Origin of the sequence: Yoonia sp. SS1-5 (genome assembly GCF_038443705.2) — a bacterium.
Classification (GTDB): domain Bacteria; phylum Pseudomonadota; class Alphaproteobacteria; order Rhodobacterales; family Rhodobacteraceae; genus Yoonia; species Yoonia rhodophyticola.
This window is the reverse complement of sequence record NZ_CP151767.2, coordinates 655,262-681,004: the sequence shown is the minus strand read 5'-3', so window position 1 is coordinate 681,004 and position 25,743 is coordinate 655,262. Positions and strand designations below refer to the sequence as shown.

Annotated in this window: 27 protein-coding genes; 11 read left to right on the top strand and 16 right to left on the bottom strand. The window is 59.8% G+C overall.

The genetic code is table 11. The annotated features are described in order from the left end of the window. Window positions 1–10 precede the first annotated feature (10 nt). The 4 genes from AABB31_RS04910 to AABB31_RS04895 all read left to right on the top strand — a co-directional run bounded on the left by AABB31_RS04910 (window position 11) and on the right by AABB31_RS04895 (window position 3,144). The gene (locus AABB31_RS04910) at window positions 11–442 is read left to right on the top strand and encodes a DUF1499 domain-containing protein (protein ID WP_342075564.1); all 432 of its coding nucleotides are present in this window, start codon (window positions 11–13) and stop codon (window positions 440–442) included. 17 nt (window positions 443–459) lie between these two features. Continuing rightward, the gene (gene prfA, locus AABB31_RS04905) at window positions 460–1,515 is read left to right on the top strand and encodes a peptide chain release factor 1 (RefSeq protein ID WP_342075565.1); all 1,056 of its coding nucleotides are present in this window, start codon (window positions 460–462) and stop codon (window positions 1,513–1,515) included. Beyond that, window positions 1,512–2,369, top strand: coding sequence for a peptide chain release factor N(5)-glutamine methyltransferase (gene prmC, locus AABB31_RS04900; protein ID WP_373635484.1), 858 nt, complete (start codon window positions 1,512–1,514; stop codon window positions 2,367–2,369). The genes prfA and prmC overlap by 4 nt, the downstream gene beginning before the upstream one ends. 202 nt (window positions 2,370–2,571) lie before the next feature. Then, entirely contained in the window at window positions 2,572–3,144 is a 573-nt protein-coding gene (locus AABB31_RS04895; RefSeq protein ID WP_342075568.1) for a DUF4167 domain-containing protein, read from the top strand. Between the two features lie 32 nt (window positions 3,145–3,176). Here the strand turns inward: AABB31_RS04895 and rsmA are convergent, their stop codons facing one another. The 6 genes from rsmA to lptF are packed head-to-tail and all read right to left on the bottom strand — an operon-like array spanning window position 3,177 to window position 10,510. Continuing rightward, window positions 3,177–4,019: a 16S rRNA (adenine(1518)-N(6)/adenine(1519)-N(6))-dimethyltransferase RsmA gene (gene rsmA / locus AABB31_RS04890; RefSeq protein WP_342075569.1), complete on the bottom strand. Its 843-nt coding sequence runs from the start codon at window positions 4,017–4,019 to the stop codon at window positions 3,177–3,179. After that, a complete protein-coding gene (gene pdxA / locus AABB31_RS04885) occupies window positions 4,016–4,972 on the bottom strand; it encodes a 4-hydroxythreonine-4-phosphate dehydrogenase PdxA (protein WP_373635483.1) in 957 nt (318 codons plus the stop codon). The genes rsmA and pdxA overlap by 4 nt, the downstream gene beginning before the upstream one ends. After that, complete coding sequence (locus tag AABB31_RS04880; protein ID WP_342075570.1) at window positions 4,969–6,195, bottom strand: peptidylprolyl isomerase; 1,227 nt, start codon at window positions 6,193–6,195, stop codon at window positions 4,969–4,971. Before AABB31_RS04880 ends, pdxA begins: the two co-directional genes overlap by 4 nt. A gap of 15 nt (window positions 6,196–6,210) precedes the next feature. Then, complete coding sequence (locus AABB31_RS04875; RefSeq protein ID WP_373635482.1) at window positions 6,211–8,310, bottom strand: LPS-assembly protein LptD; 2,100 nt, start codon at window positions 8,308–8,310, stop codon at window positions 6,211–6,213. Beyond that, window positions 8,310–9,404, bottom strand: coding sequence for an LPS export ABC transporter permease LptG (lptG, locus tag AABB31_RS04870; protein WP_373635481.1), 1,095 nt, complete (start codon window positions 9,402–9,404; stop codon window positions 8,310–8,312). The genes AABB31_RS04875 and lptG overlap by 1 nt, the downstream gene beginning before the upstream one ends. Further along, complete coding sequence (gene lptF, locus AABB31_RS04865; protein ID WP_342075574.1) at window positions 9,401–10,510, bottom strand: LPS export ABC transporter permease LptF; 1,110 nt, start codon at window positions 10,508–10,510, stop codon at window positions 9,401–9,403. The genes lptG and lptF overlap by 4 nt, the downstream gene beginning before the upstream one ends. Window positions 10,511–10,661: 151 nt before the next feature. On the opposite strand from lptF, the gene AABB31_RS04860 reads away from it, so the two are divergent. Beyond that, window positions 10,662–12,128, top strand: a complete 1,467-nt coding sequence (locus AABB31_RS04860; RefSeq protein WP_373635480.1) for a leucyl aminopeptidase — start codon at window positions 10,662–10,664, stop codon at window positions 12,126–12,128. Next, window positions 12,129–12,584 (top strand): DNA polymerase III subunit chi, encoded by a 456-nt coding sequence (locus AABB31_RS04855; protein ID WP_342075575.1) that lies wholly within the window; start codon window positions 12,129–12,131, stop codon window positions 12,582–12,584. A gap of 210 nt (window positions 12,585–12,794) precedes the next feature. On the opposite strand, the gene AABB31_RS04850 is transcribed toward AABB31_RS04855, so the two are convergent. The 4 genes from AABB31_RS04850 to AABB31_RS04835 all read right to left on the bottom strand — a co-directional run bounded on the left by AABB31_RS04850 (window position 12,795) and on the right by AABB31_RS04835 (window position 16,491). After that, window positions 12,795–13,373 carry a TIGR02281 family clan AA aspartic protease gene (locus tag AABB31_RS04850; protein WP_373635479.1) on the bottom strand — a complete coding sequence of 193 codons (579 nt, stop codon included), beginning with the start codon at window positions 13,371–13,373 and terminating at the stop codon, window positions 12,795–12,797. A gap of 16 nt (window positions 13,374–13,389) precedes the next feature. Then, window positions 13,390–14,019, bottom strand: coding sequence for a MarC family protein (locus AABB31_RS04845; protein WP_342075577.1), 630 nt, complete (start codon window positions 14,017–14,019; stop codon window positions 13,390–13,392). Window positions 14,020–14,109: 90 nt separating this feature from the next. Further along, complete coding sequence (locus AABB31_RS04840; protein WP_342075578.1) at window positions 14,110–14,604, bottom strand: ATP-binding protein; 495 nt, start codon at window positions 14,602–14,604, stop codon at window positions 14,110–14,112. A 33-nt stretch (window positions 14,605–14,637) separates the two neighbouring features. Then, on the bottom strand, window positions 14,638–16,491 hold the full coding sequence (locus tag AABB31_RS04835) for an ABC-F family ATP-binding cassette domain-containing protein (protein ID WP_373635478.1): 1,854 nt from the start codon (window positions 16,489–16,491) through the stop codon (window positions 14,638–14,640). A gap of 173 nt (window positions 16,492–16,664) precedes the next feature. Here AABB31_RS04835 and ndk point away from each other — a divergent pair, with 173 nt between their 5' ends. Further along, window positions 16,665–17,087: a nucleoside-diphosphate kinase gene (gene ndk, locus AABB31_RS04830; RefSeq protein ID WP_342075580.1), complete on the top strand. Its 423-nt coding sequence runs from the start codon at window positions 16,665–16,667 to the stop codon at window positions 17,085–17,087. Here ndk and AABB31_RS04825 read toward each other — a convergent pair. From AABB31_RS04825 to AABB31_RS04815, 3 genes are all read right to left on the bottom strand, one after another. Further along, entirely contained in the window at window positions 17,084–17,503 is a 420-nt protein-coding gene (locus AABB31_RS04825; RefSeq protein WP_342075581.1) for a DUF4112 domain-containing protein, read from the bottom strand. The two genes, ndk and AABB31_RS04825, sit on opposite strands and share 4 nt — an antisense overlap. A 41-nt stretch (window positions 17,504–17,544) precedes the next feature. After that, window positions 17,545–17,877, bottom strand: coding sequence for a TfoX/Sxy family protein (locus AABB31_RS04820; RefSeq protein WP_373635477.1), 333 nt, complete (start codon window positions 17,875–17,877; stop codon window positions 17,545–17,547). A gap of 415 nt (window positions 17,878–18,292) precedes the next feature. Further along, on the bottom strand, window positions 18,293–20,341 hold the full coding sequence (locus AABB31_RS04815) for a DEAD/DEAH box helicase (protein ID WP_373635476.1): 2,049 nt from the start codon (window positions 20,339–20,341) through the stop codon (window positions 18,293–18,295). Window positions 20,342–20,619: 278 nt separating this feature from the next. Here AABB31_RS04815 and AABB31_RS04810 point away from each other — a divergent pair, with 278 nt between their 5' ends. Then, window positions 20,620–21,624, top strand: coding sequence for a formylglycine-generating enzyme family protein (locus AABB31_RS04810; RefSeq protein ID WP_373635475.1), 1,005 nt, complete (start codon window positions 20,620–20,622; stop codon window positions 21,622–21,624). Between the two features lie 255 nt (window positions 21,625–21,879). Next, window positions 21,880–22,341 carry an isoprenylcysteine carboxylmethyltransferase family protein gene (locus AABB31_RS04805; RefSeq protein ID WP_342075583.1) on the top strand — a complete coding sequence of 154 codons (462 nt, stop codon included), beginning with the start codon at window positions 21,880–21,882 and terminating at the stop codon, window positions 22,339–22,341. Window positions 22,342–22,413: 72 nt separating this feature from the next. Here AABB31_RS04805 and AABB31_RS04800 read toward each other — a convergent pair whose 3' ends face one another. From AABB31_RS04800 to AABB31_RS04790, 3 genes are read right to left on the bottom strand one after another with little or no spacing between them, the layout of a single operon-like run. After that, a complete protein-coding gene (locus AABB31_RS04800) occupies window positions 22,414–22,992 on the bottom strand; it encodes an HD domain-containing protein (protein WP_342075584.1) in 579 nt (192 codons plus the stop codon). Then, the gene (locus AABB31_RS04795; protein ID WP_373635474.1) at window positions 22,993–23,358 is read right to left on the bottom strand and encodes a hypothetical protein; all 366 of its coding nucleotides are present in this window, start codon (window positions 23,356–23,358) and stop codon (window positions 22,993–22,995) included. It lies immediately after the preceding gene. A 4-nt stretch (window positions 23,359–23,362) separates the two neighbouring features. After that, window positions 23,363–24,016 (bottom strand): alpha/beta hydrolase, encoded by a 654-nt coding sequence (locus AABB31_RS04790; protein ID WP_342075586.1) that lies wholly within the window; start codon window positions 24,014–24,016, stop codon window positions 23,363–23,365. A gap of 168 nt (window positions 24,017–24,184) precedes the next feature. Between AABB31_RS04790 and AABB31_RS04785 the strand changes: the two genes are divergently transcribed. Together AABB31_RS04785 and AABB31_RS04780 are read left to right on the top strand one after the other, a co-directional pair. Continuing rightward, window positions 24,185–24,646, top strand: a complete 462-nt coding sequence (locus AABB31_RS04785) for an Rrf2 family transcriptional regulator (RefSeq protein WP_342075587.1) — start codon at window positions 24,185–24,187, stop codon at window positions 24,644–24,646. 65 nt (window positions 24,647–24,711) lie between these two features. Further along, on the top strand, window positions 24,712–25,743 hold the full coding sequence (locus tag AABB31_RS04780) for an aminotransferase class V-fold PLP-dependent enzyme (RefSeq protein WP_342075588.1): 1,032 nt from the start codon (window positions 24,712–24,714) through the stop codon (window positions 25,741–25,743).

Genomic DNA, 25,743 nt, shown 5'->3' with positions numbered 1-25,743 from the left:
ACATCGGAACATGCGTATCTTATCTGTGCTTTTGCTTCTTGCGCTTGGGCTGATTGCCTATGTGCGTCTGGTGCCGACCCAGGCCGCCAAATGGCATGTGCTGCCTGATGTGGCGGCACCCGGCGATGTCTCGGGGCTCGGCAGCTTTCTGGCTGCCCGCCGTCTGACCAGCAGCGCCGAGGACGCCCTTACAGCCGTGGAACGCCGCGCATTGGCGACCCCGCGCACCAAACTTATCAAGGGCAGTGTGGCCGAGGGCCTGCTGACGTTTCAGACCCGGTCGGCTGTGATCGGCTTTCCCGACTACACGACCGTCGGCGTCCGGGACGACCTGTTGATCATTTACGGCCGGCTCCGCTTTGGTCAAAGCGATCTGGGCGTCAACCGGGCGCGGGTCGCCGGATGGCTGGAAACGCTTGGCCCCTTGACCGAGCCGCTGTGATCGGCCAATCGGGGCGTATGATTGCAGCTGACCGTATCGAACAACTGATAGACCGTTTCCAGTTTCTGGAGGCGAAGATGGCCGATGGCTCTGCCGGGGCTGATATTGCCGCATTGGGCAAGGAATATGCCGAGCTTCGGCCGGTGGTCGAAACGGTGACCGCCTATAAGGAGCTTGTGGCACAGATCGCCGATGCCGAAGCGATGCTGTCGGACCCCGAGATGAAGGAACTGGCCGAGGCGGAATTGCCCGAACTCAAGGCACAGCTGGAGGCATCCGAACAGGATGTGCAACTGGCGCTTCTGCCCAAGGATGCCGCAGACGGGCGCCCGGCCTTGCTGGAAATCCGCCCCGGGACAGGCGGTGACGAGGCGTCACTTTTTGCCGGTGATTTGCTGCGCATGTATCAGCGCTATGCCGAAGGGCAGGGCTGGCGGTTTGAAATACTCGAACAAAGCCAGACAGAGCTTGGCGGCATCAAAGAGGTTGTGGCGCGCATCGCGGGCGACGGTGTCTTTGCCAAAATGAAATATGAAAGCGGCGTTCACCGTGTGCAACGCGTGCCAGAAACCGAAAGCGGCGGGCGCATCCATACCTCTGCCGCGACGGTCGCCGTGTTGCCCGAAGCCGAAGACGTGGATATCGAGATTAATCCCGCTGATATTCGCATTGATACGATGCGCGCCTCTGGCTCGGGCGGGCAGCACGTGAACACGACGGATTCCGCCGTGCGTATCCTGCATGAACCCACCGGGATCATCGTGGTCAGTTCGGAGAAATCGCAGCACCGCAACCGCGAGATTGCGATGCAGGTGCTAAAAACCCGGCTGTTTGATCTTGAACGGCAGCGCGTCGACAACGAACGCTCTGCTGACCGCAAAAGCCAGGTAGGGTCGGGGGATCGCTCTGAACGGATCAGAACCTACAATTTTCCCCAGGGCCGGATGACGGATCACCGGATCAATCTGACGCTCTATTCGCTGGGGCAGGTGATGCAGGGTGATCTCGACGAGATTGTGAGCGCGTTGCAGGCGGATGCGCAGGCGACATTGCTGGCCGAGATGGGCGCGTGACGACAGTTCAGCAGTCGTTGCGTGCTGCAAATAAGGTCCTTGCCGCTGCGGATATTCCGGATGGGCCACGTGACGCGCGCCGTTTGATGGCCGCGGCATTGAATACCCGCCCGGACCGCATCACGCTTTGCCTGAACAACGCATTGGATGCCGCTGAAGAAAAAGCATTTTTTGCCAAAGTTGATGATCGGTCCAAGGGCCGCCCGGTATCACATCTGGTCGGTGGGCGCGACTTCTACGATCGCTGGTTTTTTGTGAATGAAGATGTGCTTGATCCGCGACCGGAAACAGAAATGCTTGTTCAGGTGGCCCTTTCAGCGAGGTTCGGGGATGTACTGGATCTTGGCACGGGGTCGGGGGCCATTCTTGTGACCCTTCTGGCCGCGCGGCCGACAGCGACCGGCGTAGGAACGGATATATCACAAGCTGCGCTGCGCGTGGCAGCCCGCAATGCGGCGGCGCATGATGTGGCCGCCCGTGCCGCGTTCCGGGTGTCGGATTGGTATGCGCGCGTGGAGGGCGCATTTGACCTGATCGTCGCGAACCCGCCTTATATCGCAGCCGACGAAATGGACGGGCTGCAGCCTGATGTCCGGCTCTATGAACCGCGCATCGCACTGACCGATGAGGCGGACGGCCTGACGGCATATCGCAAGATAGTCGCGGGGGCGCCAACGCATCTGCGCGCCGGCGGGCAGCTGATGGTCGAGATCGGGCCGACACAGGCCGCAGCAGTCACGCATATGATGAGCAAGGCCGGTTTTGAACGGGTAAAGGTGCATCCGGATCTTGATGGTCGTGACCGGGTTGTATGTGGCCAATGGCCGGAAAATGCCGACCAAAACAGGGGATAACCGCCCCAATCGCGTATTTTAGACAGTTTAGACTTGTCTTGCGCAGCCGCACATGCTTATTCAATGGCATCGGATGGACAGAGGGCTGCGATTAGTCTTCTCTCCGATCAGTCGCCAAAACATTGCAAGGCTCCATATTTTCAACGCGCAGATCGCGTGACATGGCCACCGCAACGACAGCCAAAGGCTTGAAAGCACATCTATGAGATCATCGAAGTCACGGTCGCGGAACAAGAACCGCAATAACCGCCCGTCGGGTGGCAACATCATCAACCGGGTTTTTGACAGCCAGGGTCCTGACGGCAAGGTGCGTGGCACCCCGCAACAGATTATCGAGAAATACAACCAGCTGCATCGTGATGCAGTCCTGTCAGGCGACAGGGTGGATGCCGAGAACTTCGCGCAGCATGCCGAACATTACACCCGCCTGCTGGCCGAGGCACAGCGCGAGGTTGACGCCCGCCGCGAGGAACAGGAAGCACAGAACCGCGAACGGCAAGCTGAACGTGATCGTGAACGTAATGAGCGCCTCAAAGCGCAGGAGGCTGCCGCCCAGCAGGACCCCGCGAGCATGGACCAGCCCGACCCCCAGCAACATGCCGATGCAACCGTGATTGATGCATCAGCTGACAAGGATGCCGGTCTGGTTGAAACGCCCGAGGAAAAGCCCAAACGCCCGCGCAAGCCACGCGCACCTCGCAAGCCCAAGCAGCCACGGGATGACGGCAATACGCCACCCACCGGCGGCGATGCCGCACCCGAGGCGGCCGAGTAACACCGACATCACCAAGACAATCCGGGCTGACCCTAGGCTGAGGCCAGACTACGCGCCAATGCGCAGAACCCTTCCAGCGGCACTTGCTCTGCCCGTTCCGTTGGCTTGATCCCCGCCGCGATCAGATGATCCTCGATCACGGGGCTGACTGCTTTCAGTGCAGATCGCAGCATTTTCCGCCGTTGATTGAACGCTGCTGCAACAACCTTGTTCAGAACCGCCGGATCGGCCGGAAAACGCGGTTCCGGCAGTGCTGTCAGGTGAACAACTGCTGAATTGACCTTGGGTGGGGGGCTGAATGCTTCGGGCGGAAGCTCCATCACGATCTGGGGCGTGGATCGCCATTGTGCCAGCACAGCCAGCCGGCCATAGGCCTTGCTGCCGGGTTCGGCGGTGATCCGTTGTGCGACCTCGCGTTGAAACATCAATGTCAGGCTTTGCCAGAAAGGCGGCCATGTGGGCGGGGTCAGCCAGCGGACCAGAAGTTCCGTACCGACATTGTAGGGCAGGTTTGCCGCCACCTTGATCGGCGCGCGCAGATGCACCAACGGATCCACCGTCAAGGCATCGCCGTTGATACAGGTCAGACGTCCCGGATAGTGATCAGCGATTTCCGCCAGCGCGGGCATGCAGCGCGGATCCTTTTCGATGGCAAGGACCTGCCGCGCCCCCTCGGCCAGCAACCCGCGCGTCAACCCGCCCGGACCCGGCCCGATTTCAAGGATATCCGCCTGCGTCAGGTCACCGGCCAGCCGGGCAATCTTGGCTGTCAGGTTCAGGTCCAGCAGGAAGTTCTGGCCTAGCGATTTTTTCGCCGCAAGCTGATACGTGGCGATAACCTCGCGCAGCGGGGGCAGGGTGTCTATCCCGCTCATCCGCGTTGCCGTGCCATTTGCGCGGCCATCCGCAGGGCCGCAATCATAGAGGTCGGATCGGCGATGCCCTTGCCGGCGATATCAAAGGCGGTGCCGTGATCGGGTGAGGTGCGGATAAAGGGCAATCCCAACGTCACATTGACCCCGCCAGCAAAATCAATGGTCTTGATCGGGATCAGGGCCTGATCGTGATACATGCAGATGGCCGCGTCATAGCCCGCACGCGCCTTGGCATGAAACATTGTATCGGCGGATCCGGGGCCAATCAGGTCAAAGCCCTGCGCGCGCAGGGCGGTCATGACGGGCCGGATCATGTCGATTTCCTCTTGCCCGATCTTGCCGTCTTCGCCTGCATGCGGATTAAGCCCCGCGATGGCGATGCGGGGGGCGTCAATGCCGAAATCCTTGCGCAGGGCCGCGTGGGTGATCAGGATCGTATCGGTCAACAGGCTGGCGGTCAGTGCGCGGGGCACATCGGCCAGCGGAATGTGAATGGTGGCTGGCACCACCCGCAGTGCGGCGCATGCCAGCATCATCACAACCCGGTCTACATGCGCCAATGCGGCCAGAAATTCCGTGTGCCCCGGATAGGCAAAATCGGCCCCGTCAATCAGCGCGGCCTTGTGGATGGGCGCAGTACAAAGGGCGCTTGCCGCGCCCTTTTGCACCATGTCGACCCCGTCGGTGATCGCGGCGATGACCCCATGGGCGTGGGCTGCCACGGGGTCGCCCGGGCGCACCGGGGGGCCGAAGTCGCGGGCCATCACGTTGAACCGGTCCGGGGACAAGGTGGCGGTGTCTGTAATCACATTGACTTGTGTACCCCGGGGCAGATGGTTCGGGTCACCGATCCAGACCATCGGCATTTCGTCTTTCAGGGCGCGCCATGCCGCAACCGCAATTTCGGGGCCGACGCCTGCCGGTTCCCCGCAACTGATTGCGACCGGTTTCATTGGGTCCGGATGATCGCGGCTGCGCGCAGGTCTTCCAGCAAGGCATCAGCAAGCCCGGCAAGCCGTTGACCGCGGATCTGGTTTCTAACGGCCTCGGGATCTGCATCCTCGGCTGAGGTCGTATTGCGGCTGCACAGCATCACAAATGCCAGGGTCTGCCCGCCATTGCGCGCCACATTGTATGAGACCTCGCCCGGATCAAGGCGGGCCAGTTCAAGCGCGATATCGTTTGGAATATCTGACGGGCTTTCCTGCAGCCGTTCCAGCACTTCGGCGGGTTGGCCTTGGGCGATACCATAAAGATCGTCGCAAGTGTCGACATCGCGGGCGATCCGCGCGGCCTGCTGCAATGCGGCCTCGGTCCGGCCGCCGGGGATGTTGTAAATGGCATAGTCGATGCTGCTGGGGGCCGCGACTGACCGTGCAACCTCGCGGACGCCGCGCATCTGGAACAGGGCGATCCCGTTGGGAATGTTGATCGGCTGGGTCACTTCGCCGGGCCGCAGGTCAAGGATCACGCCGCGCAGCTGTGCCGGGTAGTTGGTGATTGGCAGCCAGGGCAAGCGGCCACCGGAGTCGCGGGTGGGCAGGGCAGACACCTCGCGGGCGGCGGCCTCGAACGCAGAGAACGAGCGCAGGCGCGATATGCGATCTGCAGCACCGGCCGCGCGGGCGGCAAGGTTGGGCGGCGCGGCAATGATGATTTCATTCAGCAGGACCTGAATTTCCGTGGTGCTGCTGCCACGCCGGGCAATGGCGCGTTCCACATCCGTGTCACTGATGGTGACCTGCCGGCTATAGCGGCTGCGAATATAGTCCCGCCAGCTTGTCCCGATCCGGACGAAATCCTCTAAAGTGCTGATGTCGATCCCGTTTTGCGACAGTACCCGGGTGAACTGGGCCAGGTCCATATTGGCCCGACCTGCAAATTCTTCCATCGCCGCGGTCAGCGCCTCATCAGTCAGACGCAGCCCGGCGCGTTCGAGCTCCTGCGCTTTCAGCCGGTCTTCGATCAGTCCGTTGCGGGCCTGTTCGTCCAGATCACCGGCGGTGCGGAAGAATTCCAACAGCCGTTTACGCTGTGCCAATTCAAAACCGGTGATGGCCCGGTCATTGACGGTAATGACAGGCGAAAACTGTCCCTGTGCCTGCCCCGTGCTGGCAAGGCTGACCGTCAAGATCAGCGCGAATGCGAGGGTCAGCAGATTGCGAATGTGGATCATCGTGTCCTCAATCAGTTATTGTGCGCATCGGGCTGCGGGGCCACCGCCGGAACGACCAGCAGAGAAACCGCTGAGTGATCCGCTCAGCCCGTATGTCGTTGTTGGCGCCACATTAGGCGAAGACGTGTAGCGGCGCGAGGCCGAAACGTCGATGGTCACGCATTCGTTGCGCCATTGAATGCCGATGCCGCCGCGCACCGGTCTGTCGGCTGCAATATCATAACGGGCGTCCATTTCCACCGACCAGGTTTCATTCAGCTTGAAGCCCGCATCAATCGTCCATTCCGAGACCGTGTCGTTGCGATTTTCCTCTGGGTCAGCCGCCTGCCAGATATAGGCCGCAGAGAGCGAGATTTCGCGGTTTTGCCAGGCCACGATACCGGCGGCGCGGTTCACCTCGGCCTGATCGTCGAACAGGGCGCGTGTGTCCAGAATGAACCCGCCGGGCGCGGATATCTGGCTGGACACCAGCCAATTGGATGCGGTGCCGCGCAGACCGGATGAGGGTGTGAATTCGGGATCAGCCTGCGATTTGGCAATCCGACCGAAGGTCAGCGTTGATGTGATGCCACCGGCCCCAAACCGCGTCCAGCGTAGCCCGGCAGCGACCTGCCGGCCGGTCTCGACCGCGTCATCGCCCGCAAAGCGCGACAGCGCAAACAGATTGGCGCGGTCAAATTCGTTGCGTGTGCTGTCCTCGTTCGGTGAGGTGCCGCCGAACCTGTCTGACCATGCGGCGAAAACTGTGGGTTCGATCACGTGACTTGTGCCGCTTGCCGTTGTCATGGCCCATGGCCATCGCAGGGTGGCGGATACGCTGGGAACGACCCGCAGCTCACTTTCGACAAAGCTGCTGTCATCCTGCACATGGTAGAGATCGCCGCGCAGTTGGCCTTGCAGCTCGGCAACAAAACCTGCCCCGACCAGCCAGTCGTCACGCCAGTTCACGCGCCCGCCAGCGCGCGTGACATCGCGCCCCCGATCACCGTCATCGTCGCTATACCGGTAGGCCGTATCGACGCTCGCCTCCAAGGTCAGCGTGCCGCCGAATTCGGGCTGCAACCGTTTTTCATAGCGCAACTCTGCCACAATCGGTGGCAGAGAGGCATTGGATTCGTCGGCCCGCAGGGTCTGATAATAGGTCAGGTTGGCGTTGAACAACGCGGTGTCGCTGACCCGGAGCAGATCAATGGCGCTGTCCAGCCTGTCCTTTCCGGAATAGCCATAATCCAGCAGGTAAGCCGGGTCGCTGACGGCTTCGATATCAAATCGCAGCTGGGTCTGGCGTGGCAGCCGAAAGCGGCCCTCTGCAAAAAGGTAAGACCGGCTGCCATCCTGCAGACTGTCGTCGCTGATTGCCCCTTCGGCCCGCAATGTGCCGGTGACAAAGGCCTGGCGGTAGATCAGTTCCAGGGTGCGTGTTTCTGATGACAGATAAGGGGTCAATGTCACGTCGCGATGATCGCCAAGCGTGATGAAGTAAGGCACCTTGATCCCAAAGCCTAATTGGTTGGTGTTGCGCTGTTCAGGGATCAGAAAGCCGGTTGCCCGGGTCAGGGTCGGATCTGGCAAACGCATGCGTGGCAGCCAGAAGATCGGCACCCCGCGAATACGAAAAAACGCATTCTCGAAATAGAGTTGCTTTTCAAGCTGGTCGTGGATCACCCGCTCTGCCCGGATTTCCCACAAGGGCGGGCGGTCGCCACAGATCTGACAGGAACTGGCGGTCGTCTTGTAAAGCTGCAGGTAGCGCCCATTGGCCCGGTCGATCTGATTGGCCGCGATCTGCAGCTGCTGGTCCAGCACGAGGCGCGCGCTTTGCAGCATGCCGTTTTGTAACTGCGGGTCCAGATCGGCCTGCGCTGCCGTCAGGATCGTGCCATCCGGTGTCCGGATCACAATAGGCCCACTGATCGTCAGCCGGTCTGTGGGTTGATCATAGGTGATCGCCGTGGCTTGCAGGCGGGTGCCTTGATAGAGAACTTCGACATTGCCCTGCGCGATCAGTTGATCCTGCCCGTTCAGTGCCACGCTGTCGGCGACAAGTGTCGCGGCGCCTTGCGCGGCGGCGATCCCCGGCAAAAGCCAGAAAAGCAGAAGGGCCAGAATGCGCATCAGCCGTCCTCGTTATGCAGCAGAAAGCCAAGCGACAGGGCGATTGCCGCAAGCGGCGGTGCCCAGGCGGCCAATATAGCGGGCAGTTGTCCATTCTCGCCCAGCACCTGCGCAAAGTTCCGGATGAAATAGATCACAAAGGCCAGAAGGATGGCGAACATCACCATCAGGCCGGTACGTCCGCCGCGTTGATGGCGCACGGTAAAGCTGGCACCGATCATGACCATCGACACCAGAAAGGCGGGCAGGGCCAATTCGGTATGAAACCAGACAAGGTGGCGCTGCGCTGAAAAGCCTGCGGTGCGCAGCCTGTCTATGAATGCGGGCAACTCCCAGATCGGGATGGATGAGGGGGTGCCAAAACTGTCGCGAATTTGGTCAGGCGTCAGGCTGGAGGGGATATCAAGCGTGCCATGCCGTGTTGCCCCGGCTTCGGGTGTTTCATTGCCGGTCAGCACCCAGCTTTTGGCCTGGCGCAATTGCCAGGCCCCGGTTGCAAGCGTCGCGCGGTCGGCATCGACCCGCTGCGCCGGACCGCCTGCGGGGTCAAACCGGATAAAGGTCACGTTGTTCAGGATGGTCCCGTCCAGATTGGCGCTTTGCGCCCTGATCACGGTCTGGCCATCCGCGCCGCCTTGGCGCAGCCACAGGCCGGATGATCCGATGGACAACACAGATTCCTTGCCGCGCAGCGCGTTGCTGCGGCTTTCGAACTCTTTCGAGGTGCTGGCCACGATCGGGTTCAGAACACCCACCGCCAGCAGACCGATGGCCAGCGCCACTGCCAGCGGGGCCATCAACGCCCGCACCGCCGAGCGTCCGGCTGCACGGGTGACAACCATCTCAGAAGAGCGCGCGAGGCTGAGAAACAGCGCGATGGCCGACAGGATCATGATCAAGGGCATGATCCGGTGCAGGGCTTGTGGCACGTTCAGCAGGGTCAGCACGAAGATGTCGAAAAACCCGGCCTCGGCCCGGGCATAGCGGCGCAACTGCTCGACCAGATCAAGGAAGGTCATGATCAGGAAAAAGACCGCAAAGACCCCCAGAAAAGTCATCAGGAAACGGCGGGCAAAATAGCGGTGAAGGATCATGAGGCCGGGATATCCTTCAGTCGTCGTTTGAACAGGTAGGGGCGGCTGGCCGCAAACAGCAGACACCAGATGATGAAGAAACCCGCCACATTTGGAAGATAGGTCGCAAACCACAGGTTTTCGTTGCTGCGCGCAGCATTCAGCCCAACCGTTTCAACCGCTTTGACCACGACAATTAGAAAGATCGCAGCCACGATCTGACGCCAGACCCCAAACCGGCTGAACCCGCCCACCAGCAAGGTCGAGAACCCCAAAAGGGCGGCTACCGTGCCAAGGATGGATTGGCTGAACCGGTCATGCCCGCGTGAAATCAGCCGGGCTGCACTTTGCCGGGTTTCAGCCTGCAATTCAGGTGAGGCGGTCAGCAATTCCCATGTCGACAGTTCTGACGTGCCGCGCCCCCGACGGGTCGCACGGGTGATCAGGTTGCTGATATTATATGCAAAATCGTCAAACGAGGTGGTGAACAGCCGCTGATCCACCGTCCGTAGGGTTTGTGCCATGCCGTCGATCATCACCAGCTGGGTCTCACCTGCGTCGCGGACCAGAAATGCCTGCGATGCGGTATAGGTGATCTGTTCTTCGGGGTCGCGTGTATCTGCCAGAAAGATATCCAATAACTCGCCCGCGGGGGTGATTTCGCGGATATAAAAGGTAATCCCTGCCATGGGTTCGATGAACTCACCCGGGGTCAGCAGGCGTGCGGTTGCGTTCTGGGTAATGTCGGCCTGCCGCTCGACCAGTCGGGCGCTGCTGATCGGGACCAGAAAATGCATCAGGATCGACATGATCAGGGCGACGATCAGGCCAAAGTAGAAAACCGGGCGGGCCAGCCGGAACGACGAATACCCGGTGGCCTGAACGACGACCAGTTCTGATTCCGTACTCATCCGGTTTGCCACATAAACGCCCGCCGCAAAGGCGGCCAAAGGCAGGGCCAGCCGGATCACGGCGGGCAGTGAAAGTGCGGTGAACTCCAGAAAAACACTGGCCGATTGCCCGTCAGCGATCAGTTGATCAAACAGGATGACCGCCCTGTTGATCCAGTAGATCAGCACCAGCACCAGACTGAAGAAGCCAAAAAGCGTCATCAGTTGTGACAGCATATATCTGTCAAATCGTCCCAATGCTGCGTCCTTTGTTGGCTGCCTGACCAGATTACTAGCGGATGCAGGATGCGGATTGAACCGCTATCTGGTCATTGCCCGGTCTGCGGGCTACCTAGGGGATATCACCATCAACAGATAAGGAACGCGCATGACCACCCCGACCGAAATTCAATTCAAGGATGTTGATCTGGACCGTGTTGCCGAAAGTGCCGGGCAGGTCGTGGTTTTTGTGGATGCGGAAAAGAAGCTTGATGCCGGTGCGCGCAAGGTCAACAGCCTGTCGCGCAAGGCGCTCGCCCGGTTCGTTGACGGCGACGTCTTTGCAGCAATGGGGCCGGGTGATGTGCATGCGTTGGACTATCCGGCAGGTCTTGCGGCGACGGCCGTGTTGGTGGTGAAACTGGCCCGTCGCCCATCCGTGGACGAGGCGCGCAAGGCAGGCGCACAACTGGCCAAGAAATACGGCGAGATGGACATGCTTGTCCTCGCGGGGAACATCAACCGGGCCGAAGAGGTGGCCTTTGGTCTGGCTATGCGGGCGTACCGGTTTGACGCCCACAAGACAGCGCCCCCCAAAGCCAAGGGCGCGGTCAGCTTCATGGTATCAAAACCCGAAGAGTTCGCAAAAGCGGCTGCACCGCTGGCTGCCGTCGCCGAGGGGGTGTTTTTTACCCGCGATCTGACAAATGAACCGGCCAATATCCTGACCACGGATGACTTTGCCGCCCGGCTGGCCGCGATGCAGGAACTGGGCCTCGATGTCGAAATCCTGGATGAAGAGGAACTGACCAAGCTTGGCATGCGCACGCTGCTGAGCGTCGGGCAGGGGTCTGACAGCCCGTCCAAGGTGGTGGTCATGTCCTGGAACGGGGGCGGGGATGAAAAGCCCTTTGCCCTGATCGGCAAGGGCGTGGTTTTTGACACCGGTGGGATCAGCATCAAACCCGCCGCCGGCATGGAAAAGATGACCATGGATATGGGGGGTGCAGGCGTTGTGGCCGGCGTGATGCGCACCTTGGCGATGCGCAAGGCCAAGGCCAATGTGGTGGGCCTTGTGGGGCTGGTCGAGAATATGCCCTCGGGCAATGCGACACGGCCCGGCGACGTGGTCAAATCCATGAAGGGCGACACCGTCGAAATCATCAATACGGATGCCGAAGGGCGCTTGGTTTTGGCCGATGTGCTGTGGTACGCGCAGGACCGGTTCAAACCGGTGGGCATGATCAATCTGGCCACGTTGACGGGGGCCATCCTTGTCGCTTTGGGTCATGAGAATGCGGGCGTTTTCTCAAACTCGGATGCGTTGAGCGACGCCTTCCTGAAAGCCGCCAAAGCCGAGGGCGAAGGCGCCTGGCGGCTACCGATGAGCCCGGCCTATGATGCGCTGATCAAATCAAAGATTGCCGATATCAAGAATGTTGGCGGGCGGAACGCAGGTTCAATCACGGCGGCACAGTTCCTGGGCCGGTTTGTCAATGACGATGTGCCGTGGTGCCATCTGGACATCGCTGGTGTGGCCAGCGTCGGGTCGGAAACCGCACTTGCCCCGGCTGGCGCAACGGGCTGGGGGGTGATGGCCCTGAACCGGCTGATCGCGGACAAATACGAGGGCTAGATGGGCGCTGCCTTTTTCTATCACCTGACCGACAGCCCGCTTGAGGCCACATTGCCCATGCTGATCGGCAAGGCACGCAAGCAGGGCTGGCGTGTCCTGGTGCGGGCCGAGGATCAAAGCCTGCTTGCGCGCCTCGACGATGTGTTATGGGCCGGGCCGGATGATGGGTTTCTGCCGCATGGTCTGGCAGGTGGGCCGCATGATGCGGACCAGCCCGTGCTGTTGGGTGATGTGCCCAGTGATGGGTTTTCCTGCATCATGAGTGTGGGCGGCGCGCCGGTGACGGCAGAGGAAGTTGGCGCACTTGCGCGGACCTGTATTTTGTTTGACGGCCATGATGGAACCGCTTTGGAACGGGCCCGGGGCCAATGGAAAGCGCTGACAGATGCCGGTTGTACCGCGCAATACTGGGCGCAAGAGGGCGGCCGGTGGACCAAGAAAGCCGAAAAAGGTTAGGGGCGCCGCGCTGACCACGCGCCAGATTACTTTGCCAGATGCCTGTCTGTGTATGGGCGATCGCCCAAGGACTTTTTGCGTGGGGTTATTGTGACGGTTGGTTTGGCAGGAAGAACGCAAAACCCGGATCGAAATCCGCGGGCAGTTGCGGGGCGGGTTTGGTGCAGCCTGCAAGAAGCACGCACAGGGCTGCGAGGTATCGCGCATGTCTCATCGTGTCAGTACCAGTTCATTTCCCATGATCTCGATCCGGCTATACCGGTTGAGATATGTCATCCCCAATAGCGATCCGTCCATCGCCCCTTCATTCACCACGGCCCGCAGACCGTCATCGCGCAGCGCGCCAAGTGCCACGCTTTCCAAGGTGACGGGGGCGGTCCGGACCCGGCCATTGGCCGTCAGCGCCACACCCGAATAGTTGAGTGTTGCGGGGTCGAACCCCACCCGGCGCGCGTCTTCCTGACTAAGCACAACCTGGCTTGCCCCTGTATCCACCGCGAATTCAACCGGGGTGCCATTGATATCAAGGGTGAGGTAGTAATGGCCGTCATTGCGCAGTGGAACGGCGACCTGGTTGTCGCTGATCAGTGCCTGCCGGCCTGTGGCGTCGCGGCTGATATCATCCCAAAGCCCATATGCCCCGACAACACCCACAAAGATGAGGCCCCAAATGACCGCCTGTTGCGCCATTTTACCCATATTGTCACGCTGCGCGACGATATAGGACCCGCCGATAGCTGCAGCAAGCAGCACCAGATAGGTCAATTGCATGATTTGTTCTGTGCTCATACCCGAGATATAGGCGCTATCCGCCGATCCCAAAACCCCTGAGCCCGTCAAGAACGAATTGCACCGCAAGGGCGGCCAGCAACATGCCCAGCACGCGTGTGACAATGTTCAGGCCGGTTTTGCCAAGTGCCCGTTCGATGGCAGGGGCTGCCAGAAATGCTGCCAGCACAATCAACAGAACGGCCATCAGCACGCCTGCAATCGCGCCAAAATCTGCGGCACCCTCGGCCTGTCCTGCCAGCAGGATGATCGTCGTGATCGCCCCCGGCCCGACGATCAGCGGCAGCGCAAGGGGGAAAACCGACGGGTCATCGTGATGTTCTGCCTGCCCTTCGGCGGCACTATCCTCGCGCCGGGCCTGCCTGCGTTGGAACAGCATGTCGAGCGCTGTCAGAAACAGCAATACACCCCCGGCGATCCGAAACGCATCCATAGAGATGCCGATGAACCCCAGCACAGTCTCGCCCAGAAACAGGAAGATGATCATCAACACTGCCGAGACGATACAGGCCCGCACAGCAATCGCCCGCCGTTGCGCCGGGGTCATCCCTTGGGTCAGCGCAATAAAGACCGGCGCGAGCCCGGGCGGGTCGATGATGATGAACATTGTTGTGAAAGCGGCGATCAGGGCGGGGAGTTCGGTCATGGCGTGACTATTTCAGAGGTCAGTGGCGGTGGCCAGTGATGGGACACCTCCGGTGGGAGTATTTTGGGCGAGATGAGAGGGGCGGTGACCCTATGAGCTGGTATGCCTGATGATGGTAAAGTTTTCATCTGCGGTTGGCGGGGCGAAATGCTGTGCGAATTGGTGAAATTGCGCCTCGGTTGCTGCAAAGGCATGAGCGCCGGTCGCGTTGCGTGCGCGCAGTCGGTCAAGGCAGACCTGCGCCGGCGTATCGAGATAGTGAAGTTGATGCGCAGCACCACTATCGTCGATGATCTCGCGCATCCACTTGCGCTGACCCACGGTGTTGGCCGGAAAATCCAGCACCACTGAAATCCCCATATCAAGCAGTGTTGTAATATGGGGCCCCATCACATTGCGCAGCCGTGCCGCATAGCGCAGATAGTCCGCGCCAGAGGTGAGTTCATCAACATAGAGGCCTTTCAACCAGCTGTCTTCGGACAGCAGGAGCGTGTCGGGCCCCGCGCTGAGCTGTGCTGCAAGCGTTGATTTTCCCGATGCAATCAAGCCGCAAAGCAAGTGCAGGACCGGGTGTGTTTGTGCCATTTCAACGATCCCTTTCGGGTGTGCCCGGGGCGTTTATGAACCCTGGGCCTTTTCCAGTTTTTCGAGCGCAGACATCCACATCGCCTCTGCCCGTTCCAGCCCGTCCATGACCTCGGCGTATTTCTTGTTCCAGGTTTCCAGCTCGCCTGCCTTGCCCTCTTCATAGAGCACCGGGTCGGCCAGTTTCTTGGCGAGTTTGTCCCGCATGGCGTTGATCTTGTTCACCCGCTCTTCATTCTTGCGCACTTCACTGCGCAGGGCGAGGATTTGATCGCGGCTGGCTTTGACGGGTTTCGCCGGCTTGGGCTTGTCCTTTTCCGCGGGCTTGTCGGGCGTCAGCAGCATCTTGCGGTAGGCCTGCAGGTCTTCCTCGTATGGTTTTACATGCCCGTCTTTGACCAGCCACAGCCGGTCGGCAACCATCGACAGCAGATGCATGTCGTGGCTGACAAGGATGACCGCACCGGTATAGGCGGTCAGCGCCTCGACCAGCGCCTCGCGGCTTTCGATATCAAGGTGGTTGGTCGGCTCATCAAGGATGAGCAGATGCGGCGCGGGCAGGGTGGCCAGCAGCAGGGACAACCGGGCTTTCTGACCCCCAGACAGGCGCCCCACAGCCGTTTCCGCCTGATCGGCCCCAAGCCCAAATCCGGCGAGCCGGGCGCGCAGTTTCGCCTGGCCTTCATTGGGCCGTTCGCGAAACAGGTGATCAAGCGGGGTTTCCTCGATCCGCAATTCATCGACCTGATGCTGGGCGAAGAACCCGATCCGCAATTTGTTTGATGTCACCATCTTGCCGCGGGCCACCGGCAGCCGGTCGGACAGCATTTTTGACAGGGTCGACTTCCCCTCGCCGTTGCGGCCCAGCAGGGCGATCCGGTCATCCTGATCAATCCGCAGGTTCAGATCATGCAGCACGATGTGATTTCCATAGCCGACGGCGGCAGCCTCGGTCGCGATGATCGGCGGCGAGAGTTCCTCGGGCTCCGGGAAGGTAAAGACGGTGCGTGCTGCATCTTCGGGCGCGCGGATGGTGTCCATCTTTTCCAGCATCTTCACACGGGACTGGGCCTGTTTGGCCTTGGACGCCTTGGCCTTGAACCGATCAACAAAGCTTTGCAGATGGGCGCGCTGCGCATCCTGTTTCTTGGCAGCGGCGGCCTGCACGGCCCGTTTTGCAGCCCTTTGTTTCGCAAAGCTGTCATAAGGGCCGGTATAATAGGTCAGGCCCTTGTCCTCGAGATGCAGGATACCGCCAACGGAGCGGTTCAACAGCTCGCGGTCGTGGCTGACGATCAGAACGGTATGGGGGTATTTGACCAGATATGCCTCGAGCCACAGCGCGCCTTCCAGATCCAGATAGTTGGTCGGCTCGTCCAGCAGCAGCAGATCAGGTTCGGAAAACAGAACGGCCGCAAGGGCCACGCGCATCCGCCAGCCCCCGGAAAAGGCCGCGCAGGGCATTTTCTGTTCCGCATGGGTAAAGCCCAACCCCCTGAGGATCGTGGCGGCTCGCGCTTCGGCGGACCAGGCGTCGATATCGGCCAACCGGGTCTGCACTTCGGCGATCCGTCCGGCATCAGTTGCGGTTTCCGCCTCTGCCAAAAGCGCCTCGCGCTCGGTATCGGCGCGCAGAACCGTGTCGATCAGCGAGACATCGTTGCCGGGAACCTCCTGGCTGACCCCGCCGATTTTCCACCCCCTGGGGATAGTCACGTTGCCGGTGTCCAGCACCATCTCGCCGCGGATGACGCGGAAGAGGGTCGTCTTGCCCGATCCGTTGCGCCCCACGAGGCCAACCTTGTGGCCCGTCGGAATTGTGACGGTTGCATTCTCGACCAGCGTGCGGCCTTCAACGGAATAGGTGATGTCTGAAATCTTGAGCATGGACGGGCTATGCTTGATCGGTCGGGTGGGGTCAATTCCCCTTGCCAAGATTGGCTGCAAACGCGCGGGGCAGGGCCGTTTGGGTGATTGGCGCCTGTGCCCCTTTTCTCCGGGAATGGCCCGTGCTAGGGGGCAGCCAAAGAAACATCTTCAACAACGAAAGACGGATAGACATGGCCATCCAGCGCACTTTTTCCATCATCAAGCCCGACGCCACAAAACGCAACCTGACCGGCCGGATCGTGGCCAAGTTCGAAGAGGCCGGCTTGCGCATCGTTGCGTCCAAGCGGATTCAACTGACCCTTGCCCAGGCGCAGCAGTTTTACGGTGTCCACAAGGACCGTCCATTCTTTGGCGAATTGTGCGAATTCATGATCTCCGAGCCGATTGTGGTGCAGGTTCTCGAAGGCGAGGACGCGATTGCAAAGAACCGCGAAGTCATGGGGGCCACCAACCCTGCCGATGCCGCAGATGGCACGATCCGCAAGGAATTCGCGCTGTCCATCGGTGAAAACTCTGTTCACGGGTCCGACGCGCCGGAAACAGCTGCCGAAGAGATCGCATTCTTCTTCTCGGGTCTGGAACTGGTCGGCTAATTCAGCAGATCGGGTTCTGCCCAATCCAGCATTCCAGAGGCCGTCCGCACCGTTCTGGCGCGGGCGGCCTTTTTGTTAAGATTGTACTCTAGCGCTTTGTAATTTCGGATATTTGCGTTGTAGAGGACGTCAAAAATGTCGCCGATCACCGGAATGGATCCGATGGCGAAATCGAGGAATGTATTCAGCCCCATATAGGCAAGCGCACCGTGGGTCGCGCCCAGCTTGTAGGCCCGCCGGATCATCCAGAGCGATGGCATCAATGCCAGAAAGTCGCCGACAACTGGCACCAGTCCGACAATATTGTCCAATCCAACCGTGATCCGGGTCTTTGGGATCGTGAAAATCGCGTCCATCCGATAGGCCACTTTTTGCAATCGGGACAGTTCAAAATCAATGTCTTCATATATGTTCATGCCGTTAACATACACGAAAACTGTGACCATGTGAAGGGTTTTTACTTTGGATCGACTTCAACCACGCCAATCTGGTTCAGGAAACGCTCTAGTTCTGACCGGTTCTGATCGAAACTGCCCTTCTTGATCTTGTCGAATTGGGTGCGTAGCGCCTTTTTTTCCGCGCCCTTGCAGTCATTCCAGGGGCGCCCCTGCAGCGCCATGTGCAGCACGTAATATCCGATGAAATGCGGCTTGTTGCCAGCTTCCAGCAGTTTTGCATAGGCGGCGTCGGCGCCCAGTTCGCGCAATTGCTCGGCCGTGGTGATGCCAACCGCCTGTAGCGCCTTTTCAAAAGCCGGGCCGATATTCTTGATGGATGTCAGTGCCGCCATACGCGCAATTTAGCGGGCGGGCAAAAAAAGGACCAGTGCGCACGTGTGATCGGGGAGGGCGATCTGGCAGCGCGCGACAGCACTGGTCAATTCCGTTTCGGCTGGCGTCTCAGAAACAGCGCCTGTCGCACCCCGTTCAGGGGCTGACAATTGTGTCAGATGCTTGCGAAATCGGTGAAAACCGGTCTTTCGGGCTTTGGTTGCATCTGCTGGGCTGTCTGGTTTGCCTGTGGAGTTTGTTGTGGTTTCTGCTCTTGTGGTTTTGCGGTGGCCATGTGTCTGGTCCTTGCTCATAAACTGATTAAAAAACAACTAACGATAGTTGGATCGTAGCAATCATATCAGCTATTTGGCTAGTAAAACTGGGTCCTCGCATGCTCGTGACGTGACAAAATTGTGACAAGCCCGCGCGATTTTACTTTGTTCGACGACGTGGCGCGCTGTTGCCACCTTTACCTAACCCCTTGCGGGGCTTTGATTTTCCGCCGGGTGGAACAAACCGTTTCGAGGTATCTTTTGCATTCCCCGCCGGTTTGCCGGGAGCCTTGCCATCGCCCGTCTTGTGACGGTTTGTGTCAGGTTTGAAACCTTCCGTGCGCTTGTTTTTGCCCTTTCCGTCGGGCGATTTCCCTTTTGACGGCGGTTTTTGACGCTTTGGTTTGACGGCACCGTCATGGTCACGGGGTGCTTTGTCGCGTCGCGGTTTGCGGGCGGTTTTGTCGTCGGCGGCGCCGGGGATCGGCTTGATCGGGTCCATATCCGCCTGGGTCGTTGGCGGCGGTCCGTCGTGGCGCGGGGCCGAGCGTTTGGGCTTGGGCCCGGGTTTCTTGGTGTCGTAATCCCGTTTGGTCTTGCGCGGTCCACGCTCGCCCAATTGGGGTGGGCCGCTCAGCGCCTTCAGCGTCGCCTGATTTTCAAGCTTCATATCGCCGCCCACGGCCTTGAGGAAACCGGCAACTGCGGGTTCGGCAATTTCGACGAATGTTTCATTGGGCTGAATGCGAATGGCGCCGATTTCGTTCTTGGTGATGCCGCCGGCCTTGCAGATCATCGGCAGCAGCCAGCGCGCCTCGGCCTTGCCTTCGCGTCCGACATCGACGCTGAACCATTTGGAGGGGCCAAAGGATTTGACCTCGCGCGGTTTGCGTTCCTTGGCGGCGGGGCCGTCCTTGTATTCGCTGATGAATTCGGGCGCGGATTGTTTGCCTGCATAAAGGCGCAGATAGGCGGCGGCGATTTTTTCGGGCGCGTGCTGGGCCAGCAGACGCTGCGCAAATGCCGCTTCGCTGTCGCTGAAATCCTCGGACCAGACCGGATCGGTTAAAAGCCGTTCCTCATCCTTTGCGGTGACATCCTCGGCTGTGGGCGGGGTGGCCCATGTGGCCGATAGTTTGCCCCATTTCAGCAGGTTTTCGGCGCGCCGCTTCATCTTGGCCGGCGCAATCAGGGCCGAAACCCCCTTGCGCCCGGCGCGCCCTGTCCGGCCTGAACGGTGCAAAAGCGTTTCCGCATTTGTGGGCAATTCAGCGTGGATCACCAGTTCGAGATTGGGCAGGTCGATGCCGCGCGCTGCCACATCCGTGGCCACACAGACTTTTGCGCGCCCGTCCCGCATGGCCTGCAACGCGTTGGAACGTTCGGATTGTGTCAGCTCGCCCGACAGGGCCACAACCGAAAAGCCGCGGTTCGACAGTCTTGTGGTCAGCCGGGTCACAGATGCGCGGGTGTTGCAGAATACGATGGCATTTGGCGCATCGTAAAACCGCAATGTGTTGATGATGGCGGCGTCAATGTCGTGGTTGGCCACCGAAAGCGCGCGGTATTCGATGTCGCTATGCTGCTTTTCCTTGGTCGTGGTGGCGACGCGCACGGCGTCTTTCTGATAGGATTTTGCCAATGTGGCGATCATTGCTGGCACGGTGGCCGAGAACATCAATGTGCGCCGCGTGTCGGGCGCCTGATCGAGGATAAACTCAAGGTCTTCGCGAAACCCCAGGTCGAGCATTTCATCGGCCTCGTCCAGCACAACGGCCTTGATATCGGACAGGTCAATCGTGCCGCGCATGATGTGATCGCGCAAACGGCCGGGCGTTGCCACGACGATATGCGCACCGCGTTCAAGGCTGCGCCTTTCGTCCCGAAAATCCATGCCGCCCACGCAAGAGGCCAGCGTCGCACCTGCACCTGCATAAAGCCATTGCAGCTCGCGTTTGACCTGTAGCGCCAGTTCCCGGGTTGGTGCGATGATCAATGCATGCGGCCGCCCTGCAGGGCCAAAATGGCCGTCCTCTGCAAGGATCGTGGGGCCAATCGCAAGGCCGAACCCAACTGTCTTGCCAGACCCGGTCTGCGCCGAGACAAGCAGATCCTGCCCCTCAAGCGCGGCATCCGTGACGGCAACCTGCACAGGGGTCAGGTCGGTATAGCCTTGTTTGGCAAGGGCATCGGTGAGGGTCTGGATCATCTGTCTTGGCTTTCCGGGCGGGTCAGCCTGCGCAGTACGCCTGTCGCCTTCGTTTGTATAGGGGGCACGCGTATTACGCCGCAAGATGCGGGAAATCAGCCATGACCTACCAAAGGCATTTATCATCACATCGCTTGGGTGAGCGCGGAAAACGACGGGAGGATTCGCCTTTGACATCACGTCAAAGTTGCGCCGTAATTCTGCGACAATGCTGTGGTCCAGCGAGGCACGGAGAATGTGTCGGCAGACCGACAGTGTATTTGCAGGATGTTCAACAGATGCTTTCATATTCTGGAAATTTAGGCATTGCCTTCGCGATCTGGGGGTTGTTGCTGCCCGCGGTCGGTTTGGCCGATGACGCAACTGCATTCGCCTTGTCTGATGGGCGGACGGTCACGCCGCTTGCGCGCTTTCGAGAATGCGACGTTTGCCCAGAGATGGTCGTTATGCCGCTTGGCTCTTTCATGATGGGCGCCCGTGAAGGGGAGTCGTGGTCGTCACTTTGGGATGATTGGGGCGAAAGGAATGGGGCAGTAGCGCAAGATGTGCCGGACGGCTTGTACAATGTCCCGAACGAAGGTCCCCAGCACAGGGTGCTCATGGACACGCCCTATGCGACGGCTGTGAATGAAGTCACCCATGCTGAATGGATGGTCTGTGTGCGAGAGGGCGGGTGCAGTCATAATCCGGATCACTCCGCTTTGACCTTCGAGAAAGGACACATCCAACTCGGTCCGGATCATCCGGTGATTAATGTTTCGCTGCTGGATATTGAAGAGTATGTCACTTGGCTAAATGCGCATGTTGGCGCGGAAGTTTACCGTCTGCCCACAGAGGCCGAGTGGGAATATGCGGCGCGTGCCGGTACGACCACCCGCTTTGCTCAAGGGGATGTATTGACGTCGGATCAGGCCAATTTTTCGGGTGATACAACAGAACATAACCGGGGTCGTCCATTTCCAGATTTGGTGACCCGCGCCATCCCAGTGCCCGTGCAAACGCTTGACGCCGCCAACCCCTGGGGCCTGCGACATATGTCAGGGAATGTCTATGAAATCACATTGTCCTGCCATCTGGGGCGTCACATCGGTCTGCCCACAAACAGCGCTTACCTGGCCCATGCTGCACAAGGTTGCGACAGATATGTTGCCAAAGGGGGCGCGTACAATATGGCCATGGATGGTGTACGCCTCGCTTATCGTACCCGGCCGAAAAATGACAATCGTGACAGGACATACGGCTTTCGCCTCGTTCGGATATTTCCGCGTAAGGAGTCGCCCTGAACAGTATCAAGTCTGGGCGACGTTCGGCGTGCGGAGGGCTAGGCCACCCACGAACCAATGGCGTCGGGTTCACAGCGGGCTCATATGCATGGCCAACATGACGAACAAACGTACACCAGCCCGCTGCTGACCTGCAGTGCGTTGGTGCGAACCTTTTGCGGCTTGCACCGCTGCAAGGTTGATCTAAGGCGGACTATGGCATTGATCGGATCAAGTATCCGGCGTAGTTCGCGTACAAACCAGCAGGTCTGTCACATGCCCGATGCGTTTCGAGAACCCTTTGCTGCGCCGCCGACTATCTTCGGCGTCTCGCTTCTTGCTGCGATTTTAATGGGTCTGGTGATCCCATGGCCGGTATTCCCTGCGCTGGTTCAGTTCACATTTGGCCCGGGCGCGATTGTTGGTGGTGTCATATTGATCCGCCAGTCGATGCACGAGATTGGCGCGGCAAACACCACCTACGATCCCTTTGCCGCATCGACGGCCTTGGTGACATCGGGAATATACAGGCGGACGCGAAATCCCGGGTATCTGGGCCTTGCGGTGATCCAGTTGGGATTGGCAATTTTGATCAATAACTTCTGGATTGTTCTGACATGCATTGTGGCAGTGATCGTGACGACGCTGTTCGTGATCAAGCTGGAAGAAGAGAAACTCTTCAACGCATTTGGCCGGGACTATGCGGATTACTGCGGGCGCGTCAGGCGCTGGATTTGAACCTGTCGGCGGGTTGCGGTGTTGGCTGGAGGGCCGCGGTTGCATCGCCCGGATGATGGGTGATCCGCTATATCAGCCGGTGTGGAACCACTGGTCAATCCGCGTCCTGAGTGCCGCCCAGATCGCGGGTGCCCCACGCATGACCTTGTCGCCAACCCGCGATTGCAGTTGTGCAGCGGTGACATTGTATGCGGGCCAGCTGCCGCCGTCGGTTTCAAGGTTCGCAATGACCGGCTGCACCCGGTCGATGGATTTGGCAAAAATCGCGTCATCTGTTTCGGCCGCTTCGAATTCGTCCCAGAGCGCGCGAAAGTCGCGGGCCTGATCGGCGGGCAAAAGCCCGAAGATGCGTGCAGCTGCGGCCTGTTCGACGGCTTCCATTTCGGCCGGGTCATGGTCGCCATGAATGGGGTTGTCGCCTGCATCAATCTCGACCAGATCGTGGATCAGCAGCATCCGGATGACCCGGTTGATATCAACCGGCCGGTTTGCGTGTTCGGCCATCACCATCGCATAGAGCGCGATATGCCAGCTATGTTCGCCCGCGTTTTCCGGGCGGCTGCCATCACACAAGGTTGTGCCGCGCAGTACGGATTTCAGCCTGTCTGCCTCGGTCAGGAAGGCAAGCTGCGCCGCGATCCGGTCCTGCATCTAGCGGGTGACCCGCCTTGGCGCGGTGCCGCTGGGGGCAGGGGTTTTGGTTTGTGGTTCGGGGGCGTCCACGATTTCGGAGGCCTCTTCTTCCGTATCCTCGGGCAGGCCCTGCAGGGGGGCTGCCTTGGGTTTTGGCGCCTCCTTGTAGCCGTTTTCCTTGCGACGGCCGAGAATGTCGCGCGCGCGCGCCTCGGCCCGCCGGACCCGGACGGCTGTCAGATAGGTTTCCTGCAGTGTTTGCGACGACGCGCCCAGAATTTCGCCGATCTGGTCGACGATGGTTTCGTCGCCCGAGGCGGCCTGATCCGCCAGCGCCATATCTGCCAGTTCGTTGGCGACCCTGTCGACATAGGCTTCGGCCATTGCGCTACCTCGTATTTTCCGTCAGCCGCCGCCGCACGTAGGTTTTCACATTCTCGATCATCGGATCCATATGCGGGTCTTCAAAGAAATGCCCCGCACCTTCCATGCAGTCATGGGTGATCGTGATACCTTTTTGTTCGTGCAGCTTGTTGACCAGGTTGACCGTATCCTGTGGCGGGGCAACCCGGTCATTGGTTCCGTTGATGATCAGCCCCGAGGACGGGCAGGGCGCAAGGAAGCTGAAATCATACATGTTTGCCGGCGGGCTGACCGAGATAAAGCCGGTGATTTCCGGCCGCCGCATCAAAAGCTGCATCCCGATCCACGCCCCGAACGAGAACCCCGCAACCCAGCAATGCTTGGCGTTGTTATTCATGGATTGCAGGTAATCCAGTGCCGAGGCCGCGTCAGACAATTCGCCCACACCCTGGTCATATTCACCCTGGCTGCGGCCCACGCCGCGAAAATTGAACCGCAATACGGTAAAGCCCATGTTGTAGAAGGCATAATGCAGGTTGTAGACAACCTTGTTGTTCATCGTGCCGCCAAATTGCGGATGCGGATGCAGCACAATGGCGATGGGCGCATCCCGGTCCTTTTGCGGGTGATAGCGCCCTTCAAGGCGTCCTTCGGGTCCGGGGAAGATGACTTCGGGCATTCTTGATCCGTCATTGTTTTGGCCTGTTTGCATTGTTGACGAAAATGCTCAGGCACTTTAGAAAGATTCTAAACTACGAGGCGTTGCCTCAAGTCTTGCGTTCAGGGTGAAGTAATGACGCGAGACAGTGCCGTCAATGAAATTGCGTGAACCGGGGAGGGTTGGGCCATGAAATTAAGTACCAAGGGCCGTTACGCGATGGTCGCGCTGGCCGATCTGGCGCTGCAACCGGATAATGCGCTGGTCAATCTGACGGAAATTTCGAAGCGTCAGGACATCTCGCTGCCCTATCTTGAGCAGCTTTTCGTCAAGCTGCGTCGTGCAAAACTGGTTGATTCCGTCCGCGGCCCCGGTGGCGGATATCGTCTGGCCCGCCCGGCGGCGGATATTCGTGTCTCGGAGATTTTGGGGGCGGTGGATGAAACCGTATCGGCCATGCACAAGGGGGCAGGTGCGTCTGGTGCTGCCTCGGGGTCGCGCGCGCAATCCATGACCAACCGTTTGTGGGAAGGTCTGTCGGCCCATGTCTACGTGTTTTTGCATCAGGCCCGGCTGTCGGATGTGGTGGGCAATGAGCTGGCCCCATGTCCCGCAGTGCCAGCCTTGTTCGAGGTGGTCGATGAACAGTGATGTCAGAGGGGGCGCTGCCCCCGCGCGTCCCGCGCCCCCCGGAGTATTTTTGGCAAGATGATGCGATGAGAACCTATCTGGATCATAATGCGACCGCGCCGCTGCGTCCGGAGGCACGCACCGCCATGTTGGCGGCCATGGATGTGGTGGGCAACCCGTCGTCGGTACATGCCGAAGGGCGCGCTGCGAAAGGCGTGGTGGAGAAAGCCCGGGCCCAACTGGCCGAGGCCGTTGGTGCGCCCAATGCCGATATCGTCTTTACATCCGGTGCCACCGAGGCCGCCGCATTGGCCCTGGCCGGGCGCGGATTGAAGGCCGCACCGATTGAACATGATGCTGTGCATGCGTGGATTGATCCGGTCCTGCCGGTGGTTGACGGTGCGGTTATGGTCGATGATCCGGGGGCTTGTGCCCTGCAGCTGGCCAATTCCGAAACGGGCATCCTGCAGGACTTGCCCCAGGGACTGGCTGTCAGTGATATTACCCAAGGATTTGGGCGCGTCCCGTTTTCGTTTTCCTGGTCCGGCATCGGCATGGTGTTTCTGTCGGCCCATAAATTTGGCGGGCCAAAAGGTGTCGGCGCGCTGATATTTCCGCAAGGTACTGATATTGCATCGCAAATAAAGGGCGGGGGTCAGGAGATGGGCCGCCGGTCCGGCACGGAAAACGTGATTGCGATCGCGGGAATGGGGGCAGCGGCAGTTGCCGCACAGGCTGATTTGGCGGCCGGCGCATGGGATCGGGTTGCGAAACTTAGAAATATTCTAGAAAAGGCCATTGAGGCTGCGGAAAACAGCACTATTTTTGTCGGGAAAGACCAGTCCCGTTTGCCCAATACCAGTTGTTTCGTCACCCCAGGGTGGAAAGGCGAAACACAGGTGATGGCGATGGACCTGGCGGGCTTTGCGGTTTCGGCCGGATCGGCCTGTTCCAGCGGCAAGGTAAAGGTGAGCCGGGTTCTGCGTGCTGTGGGGCTGGATGACGATCAGGCTGCGGGCGCTTTGCGTGTCTCGCTAGGGCTGGACACAACAGAAGAAGAGGTCATGCGCTTTGTGCAGGCCTGGACAGAAAAACGCGCCCGCAGGCGGGCGGCTTGA

Bases quoted from the DNA above. Each gene is read 5' to 3' on its own strand.
- AABB31_RS04910 (WP_342075564.1), top strand. From the start codon at position 11: ATGCGTATCTTATCTGTGCTTTTGCTTCTTGCGCTTGGGCTGATTGCC.
- prfA (WP_342075565.1), top strand. From the start codon at position 460: ATGATTGCAGCTGACCGTATCGAACAACTGATAGACCGTTTCCAGTTT.
- AABB31_RS04895 (WP_342075568.1), top strand. From the start codon at position 2,572: ATGAGATCATCGAAGTCACGGTCGCGGAACAAGAACCGCAATAACCGC.
- rsmA (WP_342075569.1), bottom strand. From the start codon at position 4,019: ATGAGCGGGATAGACACCCTGCCCCCGCTGCGCGAGGTTATCGCCACG.
- pdxA (WP_373635483.1), bottom strand. From the start codon at position 4,972: ATGAAACCGGTCGCAATCAGTTGCGGGGAACCGGCAGGCGTCGGCCCC.
- AABB31_RS04880 (WP_342075570.1), bottom strand. From the start codon at position 6,195: ATGATCCACATTCGCAATCTGCTGACCCTCGCATTCGCGCTGATCTTG.
- AABB31_RS04875 (WP_373635482.1), bottom strand. From the start codon at position 8,310: ATGCGCATTCTGGCCCTTCTGCTTTTCTGGCTTTTGCCGGGGATCGCC.
- lptG (WP_373635481.1), bottom strand. From the start codon at position 9,404: ATGATCCTTCACCGCTATTTTGCCCGCCGTTTCCTGATGACTTTTCTG.
- lptF (WP_342075574.1), bottom strand. From the start codon at position 10,510: ATGCTGTCACAACTGATGACGCTTTTTGGCTTCTTCAGTCTGGTGCTG.
- AABB31_RS04860 (WP_373635480.1), top strand. From the start codon at position 10,662: ATGACCACCCCGACCGAAATTCAATTCAAGGATGTTGATCTGGACCGT.
- AABB31_RS04855 (WP_342075575.1), top strand. From the start codon at position 12,129: ATGGGCGCTGCCTTTTTCTATCACCTGACCGACAGCCCGCTTGAGGCC.
- AABB31_RS04850 (WP_373635479.1), bottom strand. From the start codon at position 13,373: ATGAGCACAGAACAAATCATGCAATTGACCTATCTGGTGCTGCTTGCT.
- AABB31_RS04845 (WP_342075577.1), bottom strand. From the start codon at position 14,019: ATGACCGAACTCCCCGCCCTGATCGCCGCTTTCACAACAATGTTCATC.
- AABB31_RS04840 (WP_342075578.1), bottom strand. From the start codon at position 14,604: ATGGCACAAACACACCCGGTCCTGCACTTGCTTTGCGGCTTGATTGCA.
- AABB31_RS04835 (WP_373635478.1), bottom strand. From the start codon at position 16,491: ATGCTCAAGATTTCAGACATCACCTATTCCGTTGAAGGCCGCACGCTG.
- ndk (WP_342075580.1), top strand. From the start codon at position 16,665: ATGGCCATCCAGCGCACTTTTTCCATCATCAAGCCCGACGCCACAAAA.
- AABB31_RS04825 (WP_342075581.1), bottom strand. From the start codon at position 17,503: ATGAACATATATGAAGACATTGATTTTGAACTGTCCCGATTGCAAAAA.
- AABB31_RS04820 (WP_373635477.1), bottom strand. From the start codon at position 17,877: ATGGCGGCACTGACATCCATCAAGAATATCGGCCCGGCTTTTGAAAAG.
- AABB31_RS04815 (WP_373635476.1), bottom strand. From the start codon at position 20,341: ATGATCCAGACCCTCACCGATGCCCTTGCCAAACAAGGCTATACCGAC.
- AABB31_RS04810 (WP_373635475.1), top strand. From the start codon at position 20,620: ATGCTTTCATATTCTGGAAATTTAGGCATTGCCTTCGCGATCTGGGGG.
- AABB31_RS04805 (WP_342075583.1), top strand. From the start codon at position 21,880: ATGCCCGATGCGTTTCGAGAACCCTTTGCTGCGCCGCCGACTATCTTC.
- AABB31_RS04800 (WP_342075584.1), bottom strand. From the start codon at position 22,992: ATGCAGGACCGGATCGCGGCGCAGCTTGCCTTCCTGACCGAGGCAGAC.
- AABB31_RS04795 (WP_373635474.1), bottom strand. From the start codon at position 23,358: ATGGCCGAAGCCTATGTCGACAGGGTCGCCAACGAACTGGCAGATATG.
- AABB31_RS04790 (WP_342075586.1), bottom strand. From the start codon at position 24,016: ATGCCCGAAGTCATCTTCCCCGGACCCGAAGGACGCCTTGAAGGGCGC.
- AABB31_RS04785 (WP_342075587.1), top strand. From the start codon at position 24,185: ATGAAATTAAGTACCAAGGGCCGTTACGCGATGGTCGCGCTGGCCGAT.
- AABB31_RS04780 (WP_342075588.1), top strand. From the start codon at position 24,712: ATGAGAACCTATCTGGATCATAATGCGACCGCGCCGCTGCGTCCGGAG.